At 35.1% G+C, this 20834-nt stretch carries 16 protein-coding genes; 11 read left to right on the top strand and 5 right to left on the bottom strand.

Features of this window, described 5'->3' with window-relative positions; genetic code table 11:
- Positions 1 to 38: 38 nt before the first annotated feature.
- A complete protein-coding gene (locus tag Y10_RS05760; RefSeq protein ID WP_281764411.1) occupies positions 39 to 1316 on the bottom strand; it encodes a UDP-N-acetylmuramoyl-tripeptide--D-alanyl-D-alanine ligase in 1278 nt (425 codons plus the stop codon).
- 87 nt (positions 1317 to 1403) lie between these two features.
- Positions 1404 to 3068, bottom strand: coding sequence for a gliding motility lipoprotein GldJ (gene gldJ / locus Y10_RS05765; RefSeq protein WP_281764412.1), 1665 nt, complete (start codon positions 3066 to 3068; stop codon positions 1404 to 1406).
- Positions 3069 to 3286: 218 nt separating this feature from the next.
- Between gldJ and porU the strand changes: the two genes are divergently transcribed.
- The 10 genes from porU to Y10_RS05815 all read left to right on the top strand — a co-directional run bounded on the left by porU (position 3287) and on the right by Y10_RS05815 (position 16682).
- Entirely contained in the window at positions 3287 to 7165 is a 3879-nt protein-coding gene (gene porU / locus Y10_RS05770) for a type IX secretion system sortase PorU (protein ID WP_281764413.1), read from the top strand.
- Positions 7166 to 7200: 35 nt separating this feature from the next.
- Positions 7201 to 8460, top strand: a complete 1260-nt coding sequence (gene porV / locus Y10_RS05775; protein WP_281764414.1) for a type IX secretion system outer membrane channel protein PorV — start codon at positions 7201 to 7203, stop codon at positions 8458 to 8460.
- A 6-nt stretch (positions 8461 to 8466) separates the two neighbouring features.
- Positions 8467 to 8949 carry a cytidine deaminase gene (gene cdd / locus Y10_RS05780; RefSeq protein ID WP_281764415.1) on the top strand — a complete coding sequence of 161 codons (483 nt, stop codon included), beginning with the start codon at positions 8467 to 8469 and terminating at the stop codon, positions 8947 to 8949.
- Between the two features lie 207 nt (positions 8950 to 9156).
- Positions 9157 to 10155, top strand: coding sequence for a pyruvate dehydrogenase (acetyl-transferring) E1 component subunit alpha (pdhA, locus tag Y10_RS05785; protein ID WP_281764416.1), 999 nt, complete (start codon positions 9157 to 9159; stop codon positions 10153 to 10155).
- A 6-nt stretch (positions 10156 to 10161) separates the two neighbouring features.
- Positions 10162 to 11799: a pyruvate dehydrogenase complex dihydrolipoamide acetyltransferase gene (locus tag Y10_RS05790; protein WP_281764417.1), complete on the top strand. Its 1638-nt coding sequence runs from the start codon at positions 10162 to 10164 to the stop codon at positions 11797 to 11799.
- Positions 11800 to 11878: 79 nt separating this feature from the next.
- Complete coding sequence (locus tag Y10_RS05795; protein ID WP_281764418.1) at positions 11879 to 12793, top strand: M28 family peptidase; 915 nt, start codon at positions 11879 to 11881, stop codon at positions 12791 to 12793.
- A 3-nt stretch (positions 12794 to 12796) separates the two neighbouring features.
- A complete protein-coding gene (locus Y10_RS05800; RefSeq protein WP_281764419.1) occupies positions 12797 to 13480 on the top strand; it encodes an SDR family oxidoreductase in 684 nt (227 codons plus the stop codon).
- A gap of 6 nt (positions 13481 to 13486) precedes the next feature.
- Positions 13487 to 14080, top strand: a complete 594-nt coding sequence (locus Y10_RS05805) for a SprT-like domain-containing protein (RefSeq protein ID WP_281764420.1) — start codon at positions 13487 to 13489, stop codon at positions 14078 to 14080.
- A gap of 38 nt (positions 14081 to 14118) precedes the next feature.
- Positions 14119 to 15198: a mannose-1-phosphate guanylyltransferase gene (locus Y10_RS05810; protein WP_281764421.1), complete on the top strand. Its 1080-nt coding sequence runs from the start codon at positions 14119 to 14121 to the stop codon at positions 15196 to 15198.
- 29 nt (positions 15199 to 15227) lie between these two features.
- Positions 15228 to 16682 carry a DUF389 domain-containing protein gene (locus tag Y10_RS05815; RefSeq protein WP_281764422.1) on the top strand — a complete coding sequence of 485 codons (1455 nt, stop codon included), beginning with the start codon at positions 15228 to 15230 and terminating at the stop codon, positions 16680 to 16682.
- Here Y10_RS05815 and Y10_RS05820 read toward each other — a convergent pair.
- Together Y10_RS05820 and Y10_RS05825 are read right to left on the bottom strand one after the other, a co-directional pair.
- Positions 16679 to 17446 carry an ABC transporter ATP-binding protein gene (locus Y10_RS05820; protein ID WP_281764423.1) on the bottom strand — a complete coding sequence of 256 codons (768 nt, stop codon included), beginning with the start codon at positions 17444 to 17446 and terminating at the stop codon, positions 16679 to 16681. The genes Y10_RS05815 and Y10_RS05820 overlap by 4 nt on opposite strands.
- Before the next feature lie 6 nt (positions 17447 to 17452).
- Positions 17453 to 18190: an MlaE family ABC transporter permease gene (locus Y10_RS05825; RefSeq protein ID WP_281764424.1), complete on the bottom strand. Its 738-nt coding sequence runs from the start codon at positions 18188 to 18190 to the stop codon at positions 17453 to 17455.
- A 112-nt stretch (positions 18191 to 18302) separates the two neighbouring features.
- Between Y10_RS05825 and pafA the strand changes: the two genes are divergently transcribed.
- Complete coding sequence (pafA, locus tag Y10_RS05830; protein ID WP_281764425.1) at positions 18303 to 19934, top strand: alkaline phosphatase PafA; 1632 nt, start codon at positions 18303 to 18305, stop codon at positions 19932 to 19934.
- 1 nt (position 19935) lies between these two features.
- Here pafA and Y10_RS05835 read toward each other — a convergent pair whose 3' ends face one another.
- A complete protein-coding gene (locus Y10_RS05835; RefSeq protein WP_281764426.1) occupies positions 19936 to 20796 on the bottom strand; it encodes a glycosyltransferase in 861 nt (286 codons plus the stop codon).
- Positions 20797 to 20834 lie beyond the last annotated feature (38 nt).

Below are 20834 nucleotides of genomic sequence, written 5' to 3' on the forward strand. Positions count from 1 at the left end.
TGGTGTTATTTGTTTTTTATAGTAGTTATATTAACAGATTATTGGAGTATTTCTAATAAGCGTTCCATTTGCATACCTCTAGATCCTTTTATTAAAATGGTGTAATTATGAATATCTAGATTTTTTAGATAGCTTTTTAATTCATCGTAACTTGTGAATTTTAGGTGAGAAGAGTTGGTGTTGTAGAAATGTTCTCCTAGCGTAATAACTTTAGTGAAGTTGAGTTCTTTAGTTAAGTTGATGATGTTTTGATGTTCAAAACTGCTGTCTTTACCTAGTTCAAACATGTCTCCTAAAATAACCATTGTATGGTTAGCTTCTAAGTTTTTTAGGTTTTCTAAAGCGGCTGTCATGCTGGTAGGGTTAGCATTATAAGCATCTAAAATAAGTGTGTTAGTTGCGGTTTTAAGTATTTGAGATCGGTTGTTGGTTGGGGTGTAGTCTTCGATACCTTTTTTTATGGTAGCTATGTCTATTTTAAAATGTGATGCTATCAATATTGCGGCAGCAATATTTGGTAGGTTGTATGTGCCAGTAAGATTAGATGTGATTTCAATATTGTTTATAGTAACTGATGCAGCACTGGTATTAGATGTTTTACTCAGCGTTATGTTGCTATTGCCGTTTTCAAAACTATAACTGTATTTGTTAGGGTAGTCTTTTAGTATTTCTGATTGTTTAGCATCGTCTGCATTGTAAAATATAGGGCGATTATGATTCATCAAAAAATGATATAGTTCACTCTTTCCTTTTACAACTCCTTCTAAGCTACCAAAACCTTCCAGGTGTGCTTTACCAAAATTGGTAATGTATCCAAAATCAGGTTCTGCTATAGTGCATAATAATTCAATTTCTTTTAAATGATTGGCTCCCATCTCTACCACTGCAAACTCGGTATCTTTTGTGATAGAAAGTAATGTTAGTGGAACTCCAATATGGTTGTTAAGGTTTCCTTGGGTAGCTACGGTTTTGTAGGTAGTGGCAAGTGCAGATTTTATTAGTTCTTTGGTGGTGGTTTTGCCGTTACTACCGGTTAATGATATGATTGTTGTGTTTAATTGTTTACGGTGGTAATTAGCTAGTTTTTGTAGTGTGGTAAGTACGTCTTTAACTAAAATAGTGCCTTCGGTATGGTATTCATCTTCATCAATAACGGCGGCTATGGCTCCGTTTGCTAGCGCGGTGCTAGCATATTTATTTCCATTGAAGTTTTCACCTTTTAAGGCAAAGAACAGGCAGTTGGGAGTTATTTTTCTGGTGTCTGTAGAGATACCTTCTGCTAAAGAGAAGATTTTATATAATTCCGCAATGTCCATGTGTTCTTGTTTTAAAGTGTGAGTGGTTAAAAATAAAAAAGCTCTGAAATATTTCAGAGCTTTTTTAAAGATATTATTTAAGAAAAATTATTCTCTTGTCTTTTTACCACCGTTTGTAGATTTAGCACCTACTTTAGACATAGCACATCTAAATCCGATATAATTTGTTGCCATGTATTCTGGGTAGTATCTACGTTGAGCTGGGTCTAACCAGTAAGCTCTGTCTTTCCAAGAACCACCTTTGTAAACTCTCGCTTGGTTGTCAATTAAAGTAGTTCTGCTGTTAGACTTGTCGTACTGTCTGTTAAGTTCACCTAAAGAATCTGAAGTTACAGTTCCTTTTGGAGAGTTGTACATTTCAAATGCAGTTTGAGAAGATGGATCTTCTTCATTAAATCTGTCAAAGAATCTTGTAGATTGTGGGTCACCGTCTCTATAGTTTCTGTTGTCAGCTTTAGAATAGTTTGTTCTTAAGTAAGTTTGCTCAAGACCAACTTCTTCTTTAGCAATTTCACCAGGTAAAGTTCTCGCAATAATTTGACCTTGTGGTAAAGTGTCGTACTGAATGTCAGCGTCTGTTGTTACAACAACTTTTCCGTCTTCACCAATTTGGTTTTTCATATATACGTTACCACGGAAGTAGTTAAAGTCATTAGCTTCATCATCAACAATAGGTCTGTAGATATCTGCTACCCATTCTGCAACGTTACCAGCCATATCGTATAAACCGAAATCGTTAGGAGGGTAAGACTTCACTTCGTTAGTGATGTCTGCACGGTCATCAGACCATCCAGCAATTCCACCGTAGTCACCTTTACCTTGCTTAAAGTTAGCTAATTGATCACCTCTCGTTCTTTTAGCACCAGTTCTTGTGTACTCACCAGACCAAGGGTATTTTTTTCTACCTCTAATATTGTTGTATTCTCTTAAGCCGTTTAATGCTACAGCAGCGTATTCCCATTCAGCTTCAGTTGGAAGTCTGTATTCAGGGAAAAGAGCACCACTTTCTTTTTTAGCAAATACTGGTACAGAATCATTTTTGCTTTGTTTTCTACCTTGTAAGGTATCAATTGCTCCTCCGTAAGTTTGAGAAGGATTGTTTAAGTAAGTTTCTGTACTGAAGATACCAGAATTGTTTCCGTCTTCATTACTAGCATACATTACTTTTTCATCTATGTAACCTTCGTTAACTAATGCAGCTTCGTTTACACGGTCAGTTCTCCACTTTGCGTATTCAACAGCTTGAATCCAGTTAACACCAACTACTGGGTACTCCGCATAAGATGGGTGTCTTAGGTAGTTGTTAGTCATATTTTCATTAAATCCAAGTGGGCTTCTCCATACTAAAGTATCAGGTAGCGCACCGATATAAATGTTTTTATAATTTTCGTTTGATGGTGGGAACATACGTTTAATCCAATCTAAATACTCAAGGTACATAACATTGGTAACCTCAGTTTCGTCCATATAAAAAGATTGAACGTGCTGTTGGTTTGGTGAGTTGTTCCAGTCGTGCATTACGTCGTCCTGAACTTTACCCATTGTGAAGGTACCTCCTTCTACAAAAACAAGGCCTGGGGCAGCTTCTTGTTCCGTATAGCTTGTGTTATACTGGAAACCGCCATCTCTGTCATTGATTCTCCATCCGGTTCCTCTGGAAACATCGCCTTTGGAAGAAGACTTTTTGCAGCTAACAGCAAATGAAGCTACAACTAAAGCAAGTAGGAAAAATTTAATTGATTGCATTTTCATGTTATCGGATTATGGTTATCTAAAAATCGTTCGCAATATACTAATTAACTGTAAATAATCAATTTTTTTAAAAAAAATTAAGGTAGACTCGGTAAACTATTATCAGTTAACAGTTCAATTAACGATTATATTGAATTATTATTATTTTGTATCTGCAAATTTTTATAATTATTTTAATATTTGCCATACGATTTGAAATCAAATGTCGTTTTTAGTTCATGAAAAAAATTCTAACAATATTAGTATTCTTCTATAGTTTCTTGTCTTTTGGGCAGCAAAAACATTTCAATTTAACTTGGGACGGACCACGTGTTCTTGAGAATAGACTGAATAAGATTACAGTGCCTTACTTTGATAATGAATATACTGATTTTACAGATGGAGTGTTAGAATTTGGTTTTCATTGGTTAGATAATCAACGTGTTGATCCAGCTTCTTTAAAAGTTTTTAATGTGCAATATGAAACTATTAGTGTAAGTGATTTATACGATTTAAAACTTACTTCTTTAAAAGAGGATTTAGGTGCTACACTCAAAACTTCTAAAGCAAGGGAGCAGTTGCATACTTTTTTAAGGTTTAACCCTATTGTGTATAATAATGGTGTTATACGTAGAGTAAAATCTATTGATGTTTCTTATTCTTATTTAAATAATGGGTATAAGGTAGATGATGTGCCGGCAATTTCTAATTCGATATTAGCTACGGGGAATTGGTATAAATTTTATGTAGAGGAGTCTGGAGTTTTTAGAATAAATAGACAATTTTTAAATTCTCTTGGGGTTAATTTATCAGAAGTAGATCCTAGAACTATTAAAATATATGGCTATGGTGGAGATATGTTGCCATTGTTGAATGAGGATAATGAGTATTATGATTTGCCTGAGATACCTTTACAGGTAAGAGGAGAGGAAGATGGTAATTTTGACTCTTCTGATTATATATTGTTTTATGCTACAGGACCTAATGAATGGAATGAAGATAGTCAAACCAATAATAATCTCTATAATGATATTATTTATTATTATTTAACCTACGGAGGGGTAAATGGTAAAAGAGTTCAGGTTGGGGTTGAGCCGAATTTAGGAGCGTCTCAGTCTATTACTATGTATGATGATTACCAATTTCATGAGTTGGATGAATATAATATTGTGAATTTGGGTAGAAGATGGTTTGGTGAAATTTTTAATGGAGATGCAGAGGAGTCTTTTGAGTTTGATTTAGAGAATTTGGTTACCACAGAGCCTGTGAGGATAGGTGTGAAAGCAGCGGCTACATCTTCGGTAGTTACTAGTATGGATGCTTCTGTAAATGGGCAAAGTTTGTTTACACTTTCTTTTAATCCTATTGATGAAGAGGGTGGTTTGTATGCAACAGAAGATTCTAATGTTCCAGGAGTGCCTTTCACTAGAGGGTTGCGCTACGGAGAGGTAAATGTAAGTTCTGAAGAGGTTACAGTAACGCTTAATTATAATAGTAATCAGGTGCCTTCTTCTTTAGGTTTTCTTGATTATATAACGGTGGAGTCTAAGCGTATGTTATCGGGTAGAGGAGAGCAGTTTTCGTTTACTTATAATGATGCGGCCACCATGACGGGAGTTGGAGAATATGTGATTAGTAATGCTTCTAATGTGCGACAGGTTTGGGATGTTACCGATATGTATAATGTGTCAGCTTATCAAAATGTTGGGCAGGATGATGTGTATAGTTTTAAAGTAAATTTAGGAGAGGCTAGAGAATATGTAGTGGTAGATGCTTTGGGGTATAAATCTCCTTCTATTAATTCTTCTGATAGAAATGTGACCAATCAGAATTTAAAAGGAACCATATTTACAGATGAAGTTGGAAATTTTGCAGGAGTAGACTATATTATTTTTACGCCAGATATTTTTAGAAGTCAGGCAGAAAGGTTGGCTAATTTTCATCGTTCCTATTCTGGGTTAAATACGAAGGTGGTTACTTTTCAAGAGGTGTATGATGAGTTTAGTACCGGAAATCAAGATATAGTAGCTATACGTAACTTTATAAAGTATGTGTATGATAATGCACCATCGGCTGCTGAGCAGTTACAATATATATGTATGTTTGGTGATGGGTCTTATGATTATAAGAATATAACTAGTGGTAATACCAATTTTGCACCCTTATTTCATTCATACTACAGTTTTAGTTTAACCACTTCTATATCTACCGATGATTTTTATGGGATGATGGATGCTGATGATGGGGCTATGGATACTAATGATTTATTAGATATTGCTGTTGGTAGAATTGTAGTAGATGATGTTCAGCAGGCATCTGAAGTGGTTGACAAAATTATAAATTATGTAGATAACGAATCTTATGGTAGGTGGCGCAATAATATTTTATTGGTTTCAGATGATGTAGATTTAAGTTGGGAGTATCAAATTGAAGAGTTGCAAGATGCGCTTGGAGATGAGATTGAGGTTAATAAACCTTTCTTTAATATAGAGAAAGTGCATACCGATTCTTATGTGCAACAAACAACATCGGGGGGTGAGCGTTACCCTGATGCAAAAAGTGATTTGCTTGATAAAATAAAACTAGGAGCATTGGTAATAAGCTACTTTGGGCATGGAGGAGAAGAGGGGCTTTCTAGTGAGCGTATTTTTCAAACTGCTGATGTGCAGCAGTTAGATAATGAGTATAGGTATCCTTTATTTATAACGGTAACTTGTGATTTTTCTCGTTTTGATAACCCTTCTCAAGATACGGCAGGAGAATATTTGTATTGGAATGCTAATGGAGGTGCTATATCTCTAATTACAACTACTCGCGAAATCTATGCTATTAATGGTGGTATTTATAATGATATTATTGCTGAGTATTTATATGGTTACGGAACTACAGATTATGTTTCTATAGGTGAAGCGCTTCGTTTAGCAAAGAACGATCCTATGTTTGGAACATCTATCCAGAAAAGAGTGGTTTCTTATATAGGAGACCCTGCGCTGAAATTAGCCATTCCTGAGCCGCAGGTGAATTTAACACATGTAAATGGGGTGCCTGTTGCTCAAGCGGACGAGGTTTTGGAGGCATTAAGTACAGTAACGCTAAGAGGTAATGTGACTAATGAAAATGGGGTATTGCTTAGTTCTTATAGTGGTAATGTGTTTGTTACTGTGTATGATAAAGATATTGAAAGACAAACTTTGGGTAATGATGGTGTAGTGGTAGATACTGCTTCTGGGGAAGTGTATAAAATGGATTTTAAAGTGCTGGGAGAGGTGTTGTTTAGAGGAAAAGCTACTGTTGTTAATGGTGAGTTTGATTTTGAGTTTGTGGTGCCTAGGGATGCTTTAATTCCTGTAGATAATGGTAGAATAAGCTTTTACACTATAGATGATGAATATACTGGTGATAAAACTGGGTATAATACAGATATTTTAATAGGAGGTTTAAATGAGAATGCTCCAGAGGATAATGATGGTCCGGAGATTACTTTATATATGAACGATCAGAATTTTTTATATGGGGGTATGACAAATCAGTCTCCTATTTTATTGGCGTATTTAACGGATGAGAATGGTATTAATACCTCTAGCGGTATTGGGCATGATATTGTGGCTATATTAGATGGAGATGAATCCAATCCGTATGTGTTGAATGATTATTATGAAACCGAGTTGGATGTGTATACAGATGGGGTGGTAACATTTCCGTTCAGTGATTTAGAGCCAGGATTGCATACGCTTAGTTTTAAAGCTTGGGATACCTATAATAATTCATCAATTGCTGAAATACAGTTTTTGGTAGTAGATGATGAAGAAATGAAATTAGAAAAAGTGTTGAATTACCCGAACCCGTTTGTTAGTTATACCGAGTTTTGGTTTCAGCATAATAAACCATACGAACCTTTAGATGTGCAAGTGCAGGTGTTTACAGTATCGGGTAAGTTGGTATGGACACACAATCAAACTATTACAACGGAAGGGTATTTATCAAGAGATATTACCTGGGATGGAAGAGATGATTTTGGTAATAAAATAGGAAAAGGTGTGTATGTGTATAAGATAACGGTAAAATCTACGTTATCTAACAAAGTGGCAGAAAAGTTTGAAAAACTTGTCATACTGTAATTAAGAGTTATATTTGTTGAAATTTCTAGACTTAAATGAAAAAAGTACTATTTTTTACCTTTTTGGGTTTAATCGCTTTTAAATCCTTTTCTCAGAATCCTACGACGCTGATACCGAATACATATGATACTCGTGTAATTACAACAGGAGTTCCTTTTTTAATGATTGCTTCTGATGCACGTGCTGGTGGTATGGGAGAGCAAGGGGTAGCAACTTCACCTGATGCTTATTCGCAACAATGGAACCCTTCAAAGTATACCTTTATAGAAAAACAAATGGGGGTAGGTGTTAGTTATACACCATATTTAAGTCAGTTGGTAAATGATATTGCCTTAATGAATTTGACTTTCTATAATAGATTTTCTGAAAACAGTGCTTGGGCGTTTGGGCTTAAGTATTTTAGTTTAGGGGATATTGAGTTTACTGAACAGGTAGGTAACGATATTGTTTCGCAAGGTATTGAAAGACCAAATGAGTTGGCGATTGACGCATCTTATATTTTAAGACTTACCGAAAGATACTCTATGGGGGTTACGGGTAGGTTTTTAAGTTCTAATTTAAAAATTCCTTCTGAAGGGGTAGATGCTAAAGCAGCTAGTAGTTTTGCAGTAGATGTTTCTGGGTATTACCAAACAGAAGAAATAGCATATGATAATTTTGATGGTAGATGGAGAGCTGGTTTTGCGGTAACTAATATTGGACCTCCAATTAGTTATGACGAAAGTTTAGGAGATGAATATGATAGTTTTTTACCTACCAATTTAAGATTAGGAGCTGGTTTTGATTTTATATTTGATGCTTACTCTAAACTATCTGTTGCGGGTGAGGTAAACAAGTTATTAGTGCCAACACCACCAATTAGAGGTGTTGAAAGAGAATATGTTGATAATAATGATAATGGAGTATATGATGAAAATACCGATGATTTAGGAGATGTAGTAAATGATGATGTTATTATTTCAGGAATGGATGATAATGTGAGTTTTGTGTCTGGTATGTTCCAATCTTTTTATGATGCTCCAGGAGGATTTTCAGAAGAGTTAAGAGAGTTAACTTGGGCTTTAGGGGCTGAGTACTGGTATATGGACTCGTTTGCGGTGCGTGCTGGTTACTTTAGTGAGGCTGAAGATAAAGGGTCTAGAAAGTTCTTTACACTTGGAGCTGGTTTTACGTATAACGTAATTAAAGTAGATTTATCCTATTTATTCTCTGCATCTAAAGTTAGAAACCCATTAGAAAATACATTGCGTTTTTCTTTAACATTAAACTTTGGAGAAGAGTACGACGAGTATTAGAATAAAATGAAAGAAATTCAAATAAATTCAACTATACAGGTTTACGATTCAGTTCAGGAGCTTCCTAAAAATGTTCAGGAGTTGATGGAGAAAGCTGTAGAGGCAAGAAAAAAAGCATACGCTCCTTACTCGAAATTTCAGGTAGGAGCGGCTTTAATGCTTGCAAATGGGGAGGCTGTTTCTGGTAATAATCAAGAAAATGCAGCCTATCCTTCTGGTTTATGTGCAGAACGTGTAGCGGTGTTTTATGCGGGAGCTCATTATCCGGGTGAAACGGTTGAAATGATGGCTATATCTGCTACTTCTTTAGATAAGCCTGTAACTACTCCGGTACCTCCTTGTGGTGCCTGCCGTCAGGCAATAGCTGAATATGAAATAAAACAAGAAAAGCCTATAGCACTTTATTTTATGGGTGAAAAAGGAGCGGTGTATAAAACCAATTCTTTAAAAGATTTATTGCCTTTAATTTTTGATGGTAGTATGCTTTAATTGTTAGTTTTCTTTCGCTTTTAAATTTTCTTGTAAAATCTTCTATAAAACTAGGTTTTCTTTTTTCTTCTTAAAAAGTAAAATAGTAATTTTGTGACCGAACGTTTTTAAGGGTTCATTAAATAGTCGTTATTTGTATGAATTAACAACCTGAATGATCTTTTAAAAATTGAAAGTTTATCTATTCATAGAAATTATTAGTAACACATGAAAAAAGTAACCAAGGAAGTTTACCTTAAATGGTACGAAGACATGCTTTTCTGGAGAAAGTTTGAAGACAAACTTGCTGCTGTATATATTCAACAAAAAGTTAGAGGATTTCTCCATTTGTATAATGGGCAAGAAGCGGTACTTGCAGGTACCTTACATGCTATAGACCCTTCTAAAGATAAATTGATTACAGCGTACAGGAATCACGTTCAGCCAATTGGTATGGGTGTAGACCCGCGTAAAGTAATGGCAGAGCTTTATGGAAAAGCAACAGGTACTTCTCATGGTTTGGGAGGATCAATGCACATTTTTTCTAAAGAGCATAACTTTTACGGAGGTCACGGTATTGTAGGTGGTCAAATTCCGTTAGGAGCTGGTTTGGCTTTTGGAGATAAGTATTTTGAAACCGGAGGTGTTACTTTATGTTATATGGGTGATGGTGCTGTTCGTCAGGGTTCATTACATGAGACTTTTAACATGGCAATGAACTGGAAGTTACCAGTAGTATTTATTTGTGAAAACAACGGATATGCTATGGGTACTTCTGTAGAAAGAACTGCAAACCACCAAGAAATTTGGAAATTAGGGTTAGGGTATGAAATGCCTTGTGGACCTGTAGATGGTATGAATCCAGTGAAAGTTGCTGAAGCTATTAGCGAAGCAGTAGAAAGAGCTAGAAGTGGAGAAGGACCAACTTTCTTAGAAATGAAAACATATAGATATAGAGGTCACTCTATGTCAGATGCTCAGCATTATAGAACTAAAGACGAGGTTGAAGAATACAAGAAAATAGATCCTATTACTCAAGTGTTAGATGTAATTAAAGAAAATAATTACGCAACAGAAGAGGAAATTAAGGCTATGGATAAGCGTGTGAAAGATTTAGTAAAAGAGTGTGAACAATTTGCTGAAGAATCTCCGTTCCCAGAGAAAAACATCATGTACGATGTAGTATATGACCAAGAAAATTATCCTTTTTTACCTCATAAATTATAATTAAAAATGGCAGAAATTATAAATATGCCTCGTTTGAGCGATACCATGGAAGAAGGTACCGTTGCAACATGGCTAAAAAAAGTTGGAGATAAAATTGAAGAAGGAGATATCCTTGCTGAAATTGAAACTGATAAAGCAACTATGGAATTTGAGTCGTTTAACTCAGGTACTTTATTGCATATTGGTGTACAAGAAGGTGAGACCTCTCCGGTAGATACTTTATTAGCAATTATTGGAGAAGAAGGAGAAGATATTTCTGCTTTGTTAAACGGTGGTGCTTCTGAAGCGAAAGAAGAGGCTCCTGCTGCTGAAGAAAAATCAACTGAGGAGGCGGCTCCTGCAACTGAAGGTGGAGCAGAAATGCCTGCTGGTGTTGAAGTGGTTACGATGCCTAGGTTGAGTGATACAATGACTGAGGGTACTGTTGCTACTTGGTTGAAAAAAGAAGGAGATAAAGTAGAAGAAGGTGATATTCTTGCTGAAATAGAAACGGATAAAGCTACAATGGAGTTTGAATCTTTCTATTCTGGTGTGTTGCTTTATGTTGGTATAGAAGAAGGTGGTTCTGCACCTGTAGATTCTTTATTAGCAATTATTGGGCCTGAAGGTACTGATAAAGAGCAAGCTGTTGCTGCTGCTAAAGGTGGTGCTACTGCTGCACCTGCTGCTAAGAAAGAAGCTGCATCTGAAGAAACTAAAAAAGAAGCTGCTGCTGCTGCACCTGCTGAAACTCCGGCTGCTGCTGATGGTGGTAGAATCTTTGTTTCTCCGTTAGCTAAGAAATTGGCAGAAGAAAAAGGAATTGATCTTGCAACTGTTAAAGGTTCTGGAGATCAAGGAAGAATTATAAGAAGAGATATTGAGAATTATAAAGCACCTGCTGCTGCGGCTGCCCCTGCGGCTCCAAAAGCTGATGCTCCTGCTGCTGCACCGGCTGCAATGCCATTTGTACCTGCTGGTGAAGAGCGTGTAGAAGAGGTTAAGAATTCTCAAATGAGAAAAACTATTGCGAAGCGTCTTGGTGAATCTAAATTTACTGCGCCTCACTATTATTTAACGGTAGAGTTAGATATGGAGCAAGCAATGGCTTCTCGTGCACAAATAAATAGCTTGCCAGATACCAAAGTATCTTTCAATGATATGGTTGTGAAAGCTTGTGCTATGGCACTTAAAAAGCACCCACAAATAAATACTTCATGGAAAGGTGATGTTACACAATACAACCAACACGTGCATGTTGGAGTTGCAGTAGCGGTAGAAGATGGTTTAGTTGTTCCTGTACTTAAGTTTACAAACGAAATGAGTTTAACTCAAATTGGAGGTAAAGTAAAAGAATTAGCAGGAAAAGCTAGAAACAAAAAACTTACGCCAGCTGAAATGGATGGTAGTACGTTTACTGTATCTAACTTAGGTATGTTTGGTATAGAAGAGTTTACTTCTATTATTAACCAACCTAACTCTGCAATTTTATCTGTTGGTGCTATTGTTCAGAAACCAGTAGTTAAAAATGGAGAGATTGTAGTAGGTAATACTATGAAAGTTACTTTAGCTTGTGATCACCGTACTGTTGATGGTGCTACGGGAGCTCAGTTTTTACAAACTTTAAAGGCTTACATAGAAAATCCGGTAACAATGTTAGCGTAATAACGTTAAAGATTTATTAGAATATATAGAAAGCATCCAGTATTTGGATGCTTTTTTTATATTTAAGAAAAAAAGATTGATGAAAAGATTATTTGTTTTTGTTGTAGCCTGTTTTCTTCAGGTTTCAATGTTCGGTCAAACCACTGTGAAGACCGTGGAAAACCATATGAAATTTTTAGCTTCAGATGATTTGCAAGGTAGAGATGTGGGAACCGAAGGTATTGCCAAGGCAGCTTCGTATATAGAGAAGTGTTTTAAAAAACACGGTGTTAAACCGTATTTTACATCTTATAAAGATACGTTAGGTAATTTAAAGGAGTTGGCTTATAATATAGTTGGTGTAGTACCTGGGACCGATGAAAAGTTGAAAGAAGAATACATTGTAATTGGTGCGCATTACGACCATATAGGTTTTCAAGACGCAAAGAATGGTGATGAAATTGCTAACGGAGCTAATGATAATGCATCTGGAACAACGGCTGTATTAGAATTTGCCAAATATTTTGGAAAACATAAATCTAATAAGCGTAGTTTACTATTTGTATTATTTTCTGCGGAAGAGAAAGGACTGTTAGGTTCTGAGCATTTGGCAGAGAAGTTTAAAGATGAGAATTTGAATGTAGTGGCTATGCTTAACTTTGAAATGATTGGTGTGCCAATGAAAAAGGATTATATTACCTATCTGACGGGGTATGATATGTCTAATGCTGCTACTGTAATAAATGAAGAAGCAGGAACCAATTTGGCTGGTTTTTTACCAGAGGCAGAAAAGTATGGCTTATTTAAAAGGTCTGATAACTTTTATTTTTACTCATTATTAAATGTACCTGCGCATACCATTTGTACGTTCGATTTTACAAATTACGAGTATTACCATGATGTAGCCGATGAGGTTAGTGAGATGGACTTTGGGCATATGACTAATGTTATTAACGCATTTATACCTGTTTTAGATAAGTTGGCTAATACAAAAGAGTTTTTGATTAAATTATAATAAATGAAGCATGTTATTGTAACCGGTGCTAGTAGAGGTATTGGTTTTGAATTGGTACAAATACTAGCTAATGAGCCTTGCAAAGTGTTGGCGCTTTCTAGAAATATAGAACCACTGAAAGAACTATCGTGTGATGGGATAGAATTTTTAGCTTTTGATGTAACAGAAGAATCTCATTACAAAGGTCTAGTAGACTATATAAAGAACGAATGGGCAGGTAAGGTAGATGTACTTGTAAATAATGCCGGTTTGTTAATAAATAAGCCTTTTAGTGAGCTTACTAAAAAGGATTTTTATGATGTGTATAATGTAAATGTTTTTGGAGTATCAAAAATGATTCAAGCCTTAATACCATTTATGGGAGCAGATGGCCATGTAGTTACCATAAGTTCAATGGGGGGTATACAAGGAAGTATGAAATTTGCCGGGTTAGCGGCGTATTCTTCTAGTAAAGGAGCAGTTATTACGTTATCAGAGCTATTGGCAGAAGAATATAAAGAAACTGGTCCTGCGTTTAATGTGTTAGCCTTGGGTGCTGTGCAGACGGAAATGTTACAGGAGGCCTTTCCTGGTTATGAGGCATCTGTAAGTGCATATGATATGGCATCATATATAAAAACGTTTGCTCTAACCGGAGCAAAAATTTATAACGGAAAAGTGTTACAAGTTTCCAACTCAACGCCATAAGAGTTAATGAGTACAGTTTTAGAAAAATATTTACCAAAAAGTGCAGTGATACCTTGTTTTGAGTTGATAAGGTTAAATAATGTGCATCTTAAAATTGTAGATGAAAGGGCTACCCGTCATGGCGACTATAGAAGGAATCCAGACGGTACACACCAAATAACAATCAACTCAAGCCTGAATGAGTATAAGTTTCTAATAACGCTGATACATGAAATAGCTCATTTAGTGGCGTTTAAAAAGTACGGGCAGTATATTAAGCCTCACGGAAGAGAGTGGAAACAAACTTTTAGAGATTTAATGTTGCCTTTTATACATCCGGCGATATTTCCCTCTAGAATACTTCCTGTAGTAGCAAATCATTTTAAAAATCCTACCGCAAGTAGTGATACAGATGCTAAATTATCATTAGCTTTACATTATTACGATAAAAAGACTGATAAAAATTATATATTTGAAGTACCGTTTGGTAGTAGATTTAGGATATATAACGGAAAAATTTTTAAAAAAGGTAATAAAAGAGTAAAGCGATATGAGTGCCTAGAAGAGGCTACAGGCAAAATTTACCTTTTTCAGCCCCATGCTGAAGTCGAGCTTTTATAACAAACATTAAGAATATAAGAAACATCTAACTTCAAATTATGAATAAGAATTATTATGCAATTTTAATGGCTGGAGGCGTAGGATCTCGTTTTTGGCCGGTAAGTAAAAATGATTTTCCAAAACAGTTTCACGATATGCTAGGTACCGGAGAAACACTCATACAAAAAACCTTTAGCAGATTAAGCAAACTAATACCAGCGGAAAATATATTCATCCTTACCAATGAAAAATATAATGATCTTGTTCTAGAACAATTACCAGAAATAACTGCTCGCCAAGTAGTATTAGAGCCTGCTATGAGAAATACAGCGCCTTGTATTTTATATGCATCGATGAAAATACAAAAAGAGAACCCGGATGCAATGATGATTGTAGCCCCTAGTGATCACTGGATTGAAGATGAAGATATGTTTACAGCAAATGTTAATGAATGTTTTGATGCTTGCGAAAAAGAAGATATACTTGTAACACTTGGTATTCAACCAACGTTTCCTAATACAGGATATGGTTATATTAAGTTTGAGAAAGAAGGAGATTCTTCCATTAAAAAAGTAGCACAGTTTACTGAAAAACCAGATTATGAAACTGCAAAGAAATTTTTAATAACTAAGAGTTATTTATGGAATGCAGGTATTTTTATTTGGAGTGCTAAGAGTATTGTAGCAGCTTTTTCTAAATACCAAGAGGAAATGACTACCTTATTTGAAAAGGGTATGAGTTGTTACAATACAGAGGAAGAAAAAGACTTTATTGATGAAAACTATCCGAAGGCAGAAAATATCTCTATTGACTACGCAATTTTAGAAAATGCACCTAATGTGTATGTATTGCCTGTTTCTTTTGATTGGAATGACCTTGGTACTTGGGGATCTTTACACAGTAAGTTAGATAAAGATGAAAGTGAAAATGCTGTGGTAAACGCTAAAACTATTTTAGTAGATGCTAAAAATAATATCATACGTACCAACCCAGATAAAATTGTGGTGGTAGATGGTCTTTCAGATTATATTATTGTAGATAAAGATGATGTTTTAGTTATTTATCCAAAGAGAAAAGAACAAGATATTAAAAAGGTAAGAAGTGCCGTGAAAGATGCTTTCGGAGAGCATTTGGCATAGATTGTAAGTTTTTAGAGAGGTTTAGGGGCATGGAAGAGAAAAAGGAAGAAAACTTACCGGAGGATACTAATAATTTAAATGCCTCCTCAAAAGAGGTAAAAGAAGAACTGTCTGGTTTTTTAGGTAGTTTGAAAGGGTTTCTAGTAGACCTTTTGGATATACGTGAAAATACAGACAGAGATACTACCATATCAGATATAAAAGCAGATATTCCTTTTAAAGGTCATACTGCTTGGATTTTGGTATGTTCTATCTTTATTGCATCCATTGGATTAAATGCTAATTCTAACCCAGTGGTTATTGGTGCCATGTTAATTTCTCCATTAATGGGGCCTATATTAGGTATGGGACTTTCTTTAGCAATTAATGATGTAGATACACTTAAAAGATCTTTAAATAATTTTTTAGTTATGGTAGGTCTAAGTGTATTAACCGCTTTTTTGTTTTTTACCTTTTTTCCGTTAAAAGCAGATTCTTCAGAACTTTTAGCAAGAACAAAGCCCGATATTAGAGATGTGCTTATTGCCTTTTTTGGCGGTATGGCACTGGTTATTGCACGTGCTAAAAAAGGTACTGTAGCCAGCGTTATTTTTGGGGTAGCAATTGCTACCGCTTTAATGCCGCCTTTATGTACTGTAGGGTATGGCCTAGCAGTATGGCAACCCGATTATTTTTTAGGAGCATTATATCTATTTATAATTAATACCATTTTTATTGGTCTAGCAACCTATTTGGTGCTTAAGATACTTAAGTTTCCTATGGTTAGGTATGCTAACAGTAAAAAAAGAAGACGCACCATGCAATTGGCTTCTGTTGTGGCTGTAATTGTTATGGCGCCTGCCATGTATACGTTTTATAATGTTTTTCAAGAGGCTGCATTTACCAATCAGGCTTCTAAGTTTATAGATGATCATATAAAAACCTATAAGTTTGACGATCAGGGTTTCTTTATTGATAAGTTTTCTACCATATCATTTAATGATGGTGATAGCCCTACTATAGAATTGGTTTTTGGAGGTGATGAAACCATTCCAGATAAGGTTATTGAAACATGGAGAACACATAAAAATACCTATCCTAGATTAACCAATGCTACCCTAGAGATTAAAGGAGGCGGTGCTGATAGGGCTGGTTTAGAGTTAAGCTACATGAAGGAGATAAACTCATATAATAAGGAACAGCTAGTTACTAAAGATGAGGAGATAGAATACCTTAAAAGCGAGTTGGCCAAGACACGCTCTATAGTTGGTAAACAAATACCTTTTGAAGATGTGTCTAAAGAGTTAAAAATTAACTACCCTGAATTGGCTAAAATAACCTATGCAAATGTAGTGGCTAATAACTTTACAAAATTAGATACCCTTACTGTGTTTTCTGTTGAGTTGCCAAAAGAAAAAGATGCTTCTGATAAGCTGAAGAAGATTGAGAATTTTCTAAAATTACGCTTAAAAGATAGTTTAATAAAAGTAGAAGCAGCGAATTAATTTCGCTCTTCTATATACATTTGTCTAACTTTTTTAAATAGCTCAGAAGAATACACAAAGTCGGTAACAGCTTCGTTATCTGTTTTAAAAATTTCTTTATTAGAACCTTCCCATTCTTTAAGTCCTTTTCTTAAGAATACAATTTTTTCACCTATTTCCATTACCGAATTCATATCGTGTGTGTTAATAACGGTAGTGATACCATATTCTGTGGTAATTTCGCTAATTAAGTTATCTATAACTATAGCTGTTTTAGGGTCTAGTCCAGAGTTAGGTTCATCACAGAACAAGTATCTTGGTCTATTTACAATTGCTCTGGCAATAGCAACACGTTTTTGCATACCTCCGGAAATTTCCGCAGGTAATTTTTTATTAGCATCAACAAGATTCACTCTTTTAAGAACAAAGTTTACACGCTCTAACATTTCTTCTTTCGATTGAGAAGTAAACATTCGTAACGGAAACATAACATTTTGTTCAACTGTCATGGAGTCAAAAAGAGCACTTCCTTGAAAAACCATCCCCATTTCTTGTCTTAATCCTATGCGCTCATCAACGCTCATTTTGTCATAAGGTCGGTCGTTATATGAGATAATGCCCTGATCAGGGGTATGCAGCCCTAATAAAGATTTTAGAAAAACGGTTTTACCAGATCCACTTTGACCAATGATTAAGTTGGTTTTACCACTTTCAAAGGTAGTTGATATTCCTTTTAGAATATGTGCATCATCAAACGACTTATGTAAATTTTCTACTGTAATCATATCTTATTATCCTAAAAGAAGTTGTGTAACTAAATAATTAAGAAGTATAATAGCTATACTTGTCCATACAAATGCTGTAGTACTAGATTTACCCACTTCAAGTGCTCCACCTTTCATAAAATATCCGTGGTATGAAGGTATAGTAGCTAAAATAAAAGCAAAAACAATTGATTTTATAAAAGCGTAGGTTACATGAAATGGAATAAAATCACTAGTGATTCCTTGTATAAAGTCGGCACTAGTAGAGTAGCCTCCGTATACAGATGCTGCCCATCCTCCTAAAATACCTAAAAACATACTGGTTGCCACCATAAACGGGAATAACATTAAAGCTACTAGTTTAGGAAAAACAAGATAGTTTATAGGGTTAATACCCATTACTTCTAACGCATCAATTTGTTCGGTTACACGCATGGTACCAATACTAGAAGTAATATATGAGCCCATTTTACCTGCCATAATTATGGAAGTAAAGGTAGGAGCAAATTCTAAAATTACCGATTGTCTAGTTGCAAAACCAACTAAATATCTAGGTATTAAAGGGTTGTCTATATTTAGAGCGGTTTGTATAGCAACAACACCACCAATGAAAAAAGAAATAAATATAACAATACCCATAGAGTCATATATGAGATCTTCAATCTCTTTGAAAATAAGATCTCTAGTAATAGACCACTTGGTGGGTTTGTAGAAAACATTCTTGATCATCAAGAAATAACTTCCAATAGCATGTAAATAGTTCATCCTGTAAAATTACAACCACTAAAGTAAAAAAAAATAACAGTTTATCTCTTTTAACCTTCTTTTAAAGTTTGAGAATGTTTAATGGCCTATTTTTGCTTAAAATTATATTAAAATGCAAAGAAGTTTTTTAACATTTTTACTTGTACTGGCTGCTGTAGTAGGGCAAGCACAAGAGGAAACCTACCAAAAACCCAAACTAGTGGTAGGTATTGTAGTAGATCAAATGCGTTATGACTATATACCCAGATTTTGGGACCGCTATGGAGAGGGTGGTTTTAAAAAATTAATAAATGAGGGTTTTAACTGTAAAAACAATCATTACAATTACGCGCCAACTAAAACAGGTCCAGGACATGCTTCTGTTTATACGGGTACTACCCCAGCTACGCACGGTATCATTGCTAATGACTGGTATGATAAGGAATTAAAGAAGTACGTTTATTGTGCGGAAGATGATAGTGTACAGCCTATAGGAACAAAAGATGCTTCACATAAAATGTCTCCTTGGAGAATGTTATCTTCTACAATGACAGATGAGTTAAAGCTTGCAACACAGGGTAGGGGTAAAGTAATAGGTATTTCTGTAAAAGACCGTGGAGCCATTTTACCAGCTGGACATGCTGCAGATGCGGCATATTGGTTTCAGGGTAAGGATGAGGGTGCTTGGATTACCAGTAGTTTTTATATGAATGAATTGCCTAAATGGGTAACAAAATTTAATAAGTCTAAAGCTGCTGCGGCTTATAAAAAGTCATGGAATACGCTATATGATATTGAAACATATACCGCTAGTGGGCCAGATGATACCGATTTTGAAGGTAAATTTTCTGGGGAAGAACGACCAGTTTTTCCTCATGATCTTAAAAAGTTGTGGTTGTTAAATAAAGGGTATGATATTATTAAAGCTACACCTTATGGTAACAGTATTACTGCAGACTTTGCTATTGCAGCTTTAGAAGGTGAACAATTAGGAACTGATGATATTACCGATTTCTTAGCAGTAAGTTTCTCTTCTACTGATTATGTAGGTCATAAATTTGGAGTAAACTCTGTAGAGGTAGAAGATACCTACCTTCGTTTAGATAAAGATTTAGAAAGATTACTAAAGGCTTTAGATGAAAAAGTGGGTAAAGGTAACTATACTGTTTTTCTAACAGCAGACCACGCGGCTGTACAACCTCCTTCTTATTTAAAAACTAGAAATATACCTGCTGGTTATATTGATGTGGCTGGAATAAAAGAGGGGATTAGTGAGTTTTTAGAAACACGTTTTAAATCTAAAAATCTTATTGAGAACGTGTCTAATGATCAGATATTTTTAAACGCAGATGAGTTAAAAAAATTAAACTTAACTGCAGAAGAAGTAGAGAAAGCTTTAGCACAAGAGCTTTTAAATTATGATGATGTTGCACAAACCTATACAGCAACAGAAATGAGAGCTTATAATTATACAGAAGGCATACCTTATAAATTGCAAAAAGGTTTTAACCATAAAAGATCAGGGAATGTAATTATAGTATTTAAGCCTGCATACATAAGCTATAGCCCAACGGGTTCTACACATGGTTCTCCGTATAACTATGATGCTAATGTACCTTTCTTATTATATGGTTTTGGTGTAAATCATGGTAGTACGTACGAAAGAACTGAAATTACAGATATTGCACCAACAATTTGCGCGCTATTAGGTATTTCATTTCCTAATGGGGCAATTGGTAACCCTGTTGTAAAAGCGCTTAAATAGGTTAAAAAGGGAGTATCTTTTTTAAGATTCCTTGGTAACGATATTTTCTAATAAAGGCACCTTCTTGGGGAGTAACCATGAAAGGTGTCTTTTTTTTATAGTGTTCTAAAAAGCCACTTATGTTATTTAAAAAGGCTCTAATGCTTCTTTTTTGTAATGCCATTTTTAAGGAGGCTATGCAGGTAAGTATAAACCCATATCTCATTTTGTACATGGCTTCTCCTTGCATTTTTATGGCTTTCTTGTTATAAGAGCCTCCTGTTGGTCTAAGGTGTTTCACATGTAAGGAAGCGATGGTTTTTATTTGGTATCCGTTATATTGAGCTAAAAGTTCATCTACGGTGTCCCATCCTATAGATTTTTTTAGTCCCCCAATTTTTTTAAAACATTCAACAGTGTACGATTTTATAGGACCTCTTACGTGTTTTTTATCTGCAATAGTTTCATAAACCCATTCCTCATAACTATTTTTAATATAACAGAGTCCGCTGCACATGCCTAGCTTTTTGTTTTTTTGGTAGGCGTCTGCAATTTGCTCTAAATAGTTTTCTGGAAAAATAATATCTGCATCAAACTTGCATACAACATCATATTGGGTTAAGTCTTCTCCTGCTAAACCAGCATAAAAGGCATTGATAACCTTAGTGCCCGGCATGTGTGCATCTTTACTTTTTAAATTAATTTTTTTAAAGTAAGTGTTTCGTTCAACAAAGTCATCAATTATGTTTTCAGTACCGTCTGAAGAGTTGTCGTTTACAACAATTATTTTCTTTGCAGAAAGCGTTTGTTGCTGTAAACTAAGGAGTGTTTTCTGTAAATACTCCGCTTCGTTGTGAGCTGGTATGATAATTAAAATACGCATTGCTGTATGTGTTTTTTTATACTTTAAATGTTAATTTT

The sequence above is a fragment of the Neptunitalea lumnitzerae genome (genome assembly GCF_027924185.1).
GTDB lineage: Bacteria > Bacteroidota > Bacteroidia > Flavobacteriales > Flavobacteriaceae > Neptunitalea > Neptunitalea lumnitzerae.

What these genes read in the sequence shown, in the direction of transcription:
- Y10_RS05760 (WP_281764411.1), bottom strand. Translation starts at nt 1,316, where the DNA reads ATGGACATTGCGGAATTATATAAAATCTTCTCTTTAGCAGAAGGTATC.
- Y10_RS05805 (WP_281764420.1), top strand. Translation starts at nt 13,487, where the DNA reads ATGAGTACAGTTTTAGAAAAATATTTACCAAAAAGTGCAGTGATACCT.
- porV (WP_281764414.1), top strand. Translation starts at nt 7,201, where the DNA reads ATGAAAAAAGTACTATTTTTTACCTTTTTGGGTTTAATCGCTTTTAAA.
- Y10_RS05835 (WP_281764426.1), bottom strand. Translation starts at nt 20,796, where the DNA reads ATGCGTATTTTAATTATCATACCAGCTCACAACGAAGCGGAGTATTTA.
- cdd (WP_281764415.1), top strand. Translation starts at nt 8,467, where the DNA reads ATGAAAGAAATTCAAATAAATTCAACTATACAGGTTTACGATTCAGTT.
- Y10_RS05810 (WP_281764421.1), top strand. Translation starts at nt 14,119, where the DNA reads ATGAATAAGAATTATTATGCAATTTTAATGGCTGGAGGCGTAGGATCT.
- Y10_RS05815 (WP_281764422.1), top strand. Translation starts at nt 15,228, where the DNA reads ATGGAAGAGAAAAAGGAAGAAAACTTACCGGAGGATACTAATAATTTA.
- Y10_RS05825 (WP_281764424.1), bottom strand. Translation starts at nt 18,190, where the DNA reads ATGAACTATTTACATGCTATTGGAAGTTATTTCTTGATGATCAAGAAT.
- Y10_RS05790 (WP_281764417.1), top strand. Translation starts at nt 10,162, where the DNA reads ATGGCAGAAATTATAAATATGCCTCGTTTGAGCGATACCATGGAAGAA.
- Y10_RS05820 (WP_281764423.1), bottom strand. Translation starts at nt 17,446, where the DNA reads ATGATTACAGTAGAAAATTTACATAAGTCGTTTGATGATGCACATATT.
- pafA (WP_281764425.1), top strand. Translation starts at nt 18,303, where the DNA reads ATGCAAAGAAGTTTTTTAACATTTTTACTTGTACTGGCTGCTGTAGTA.
- porU (WP_281764413.1), top strand. Translation starts at nt 3,287, where the DNA reads ATGAAAAAAATTCTAACAATATTAGTATTCTTCTATAGTTTCTTGTCT.
- pdhA (WP_281764416.1), top strand. Translation starts at nt 9,157, where the DNA reads ATGAAAAAAGTAACCAAGGAAGTTTACCTTAAATGGTACGAAGACATG.
- gldJ (WP_281764412.1), bottom strand. Translation starts at nt 3,068, where the DNA reads ATGAAAATGCAATCAATTAAATTTTTCCTACTTGCTTTAGTTGTAGCT.
- Y10_RS05795 (WP_281764418.1), top strand. Translation starts at nt 11,879, where the DNA reads ATGAAAAGATTATTTGTTTTTGTTGTAGCCTGTTTTCTTCAGGTTTCA.
- Y10_RS05800 (WP_281764419.1), top strand. Translation starts at nt 12,797, where the DNA reads ATGAAGCATGTTATTGTAACCGGTGCTAGTAGAGGTATTGGTTTTGAA.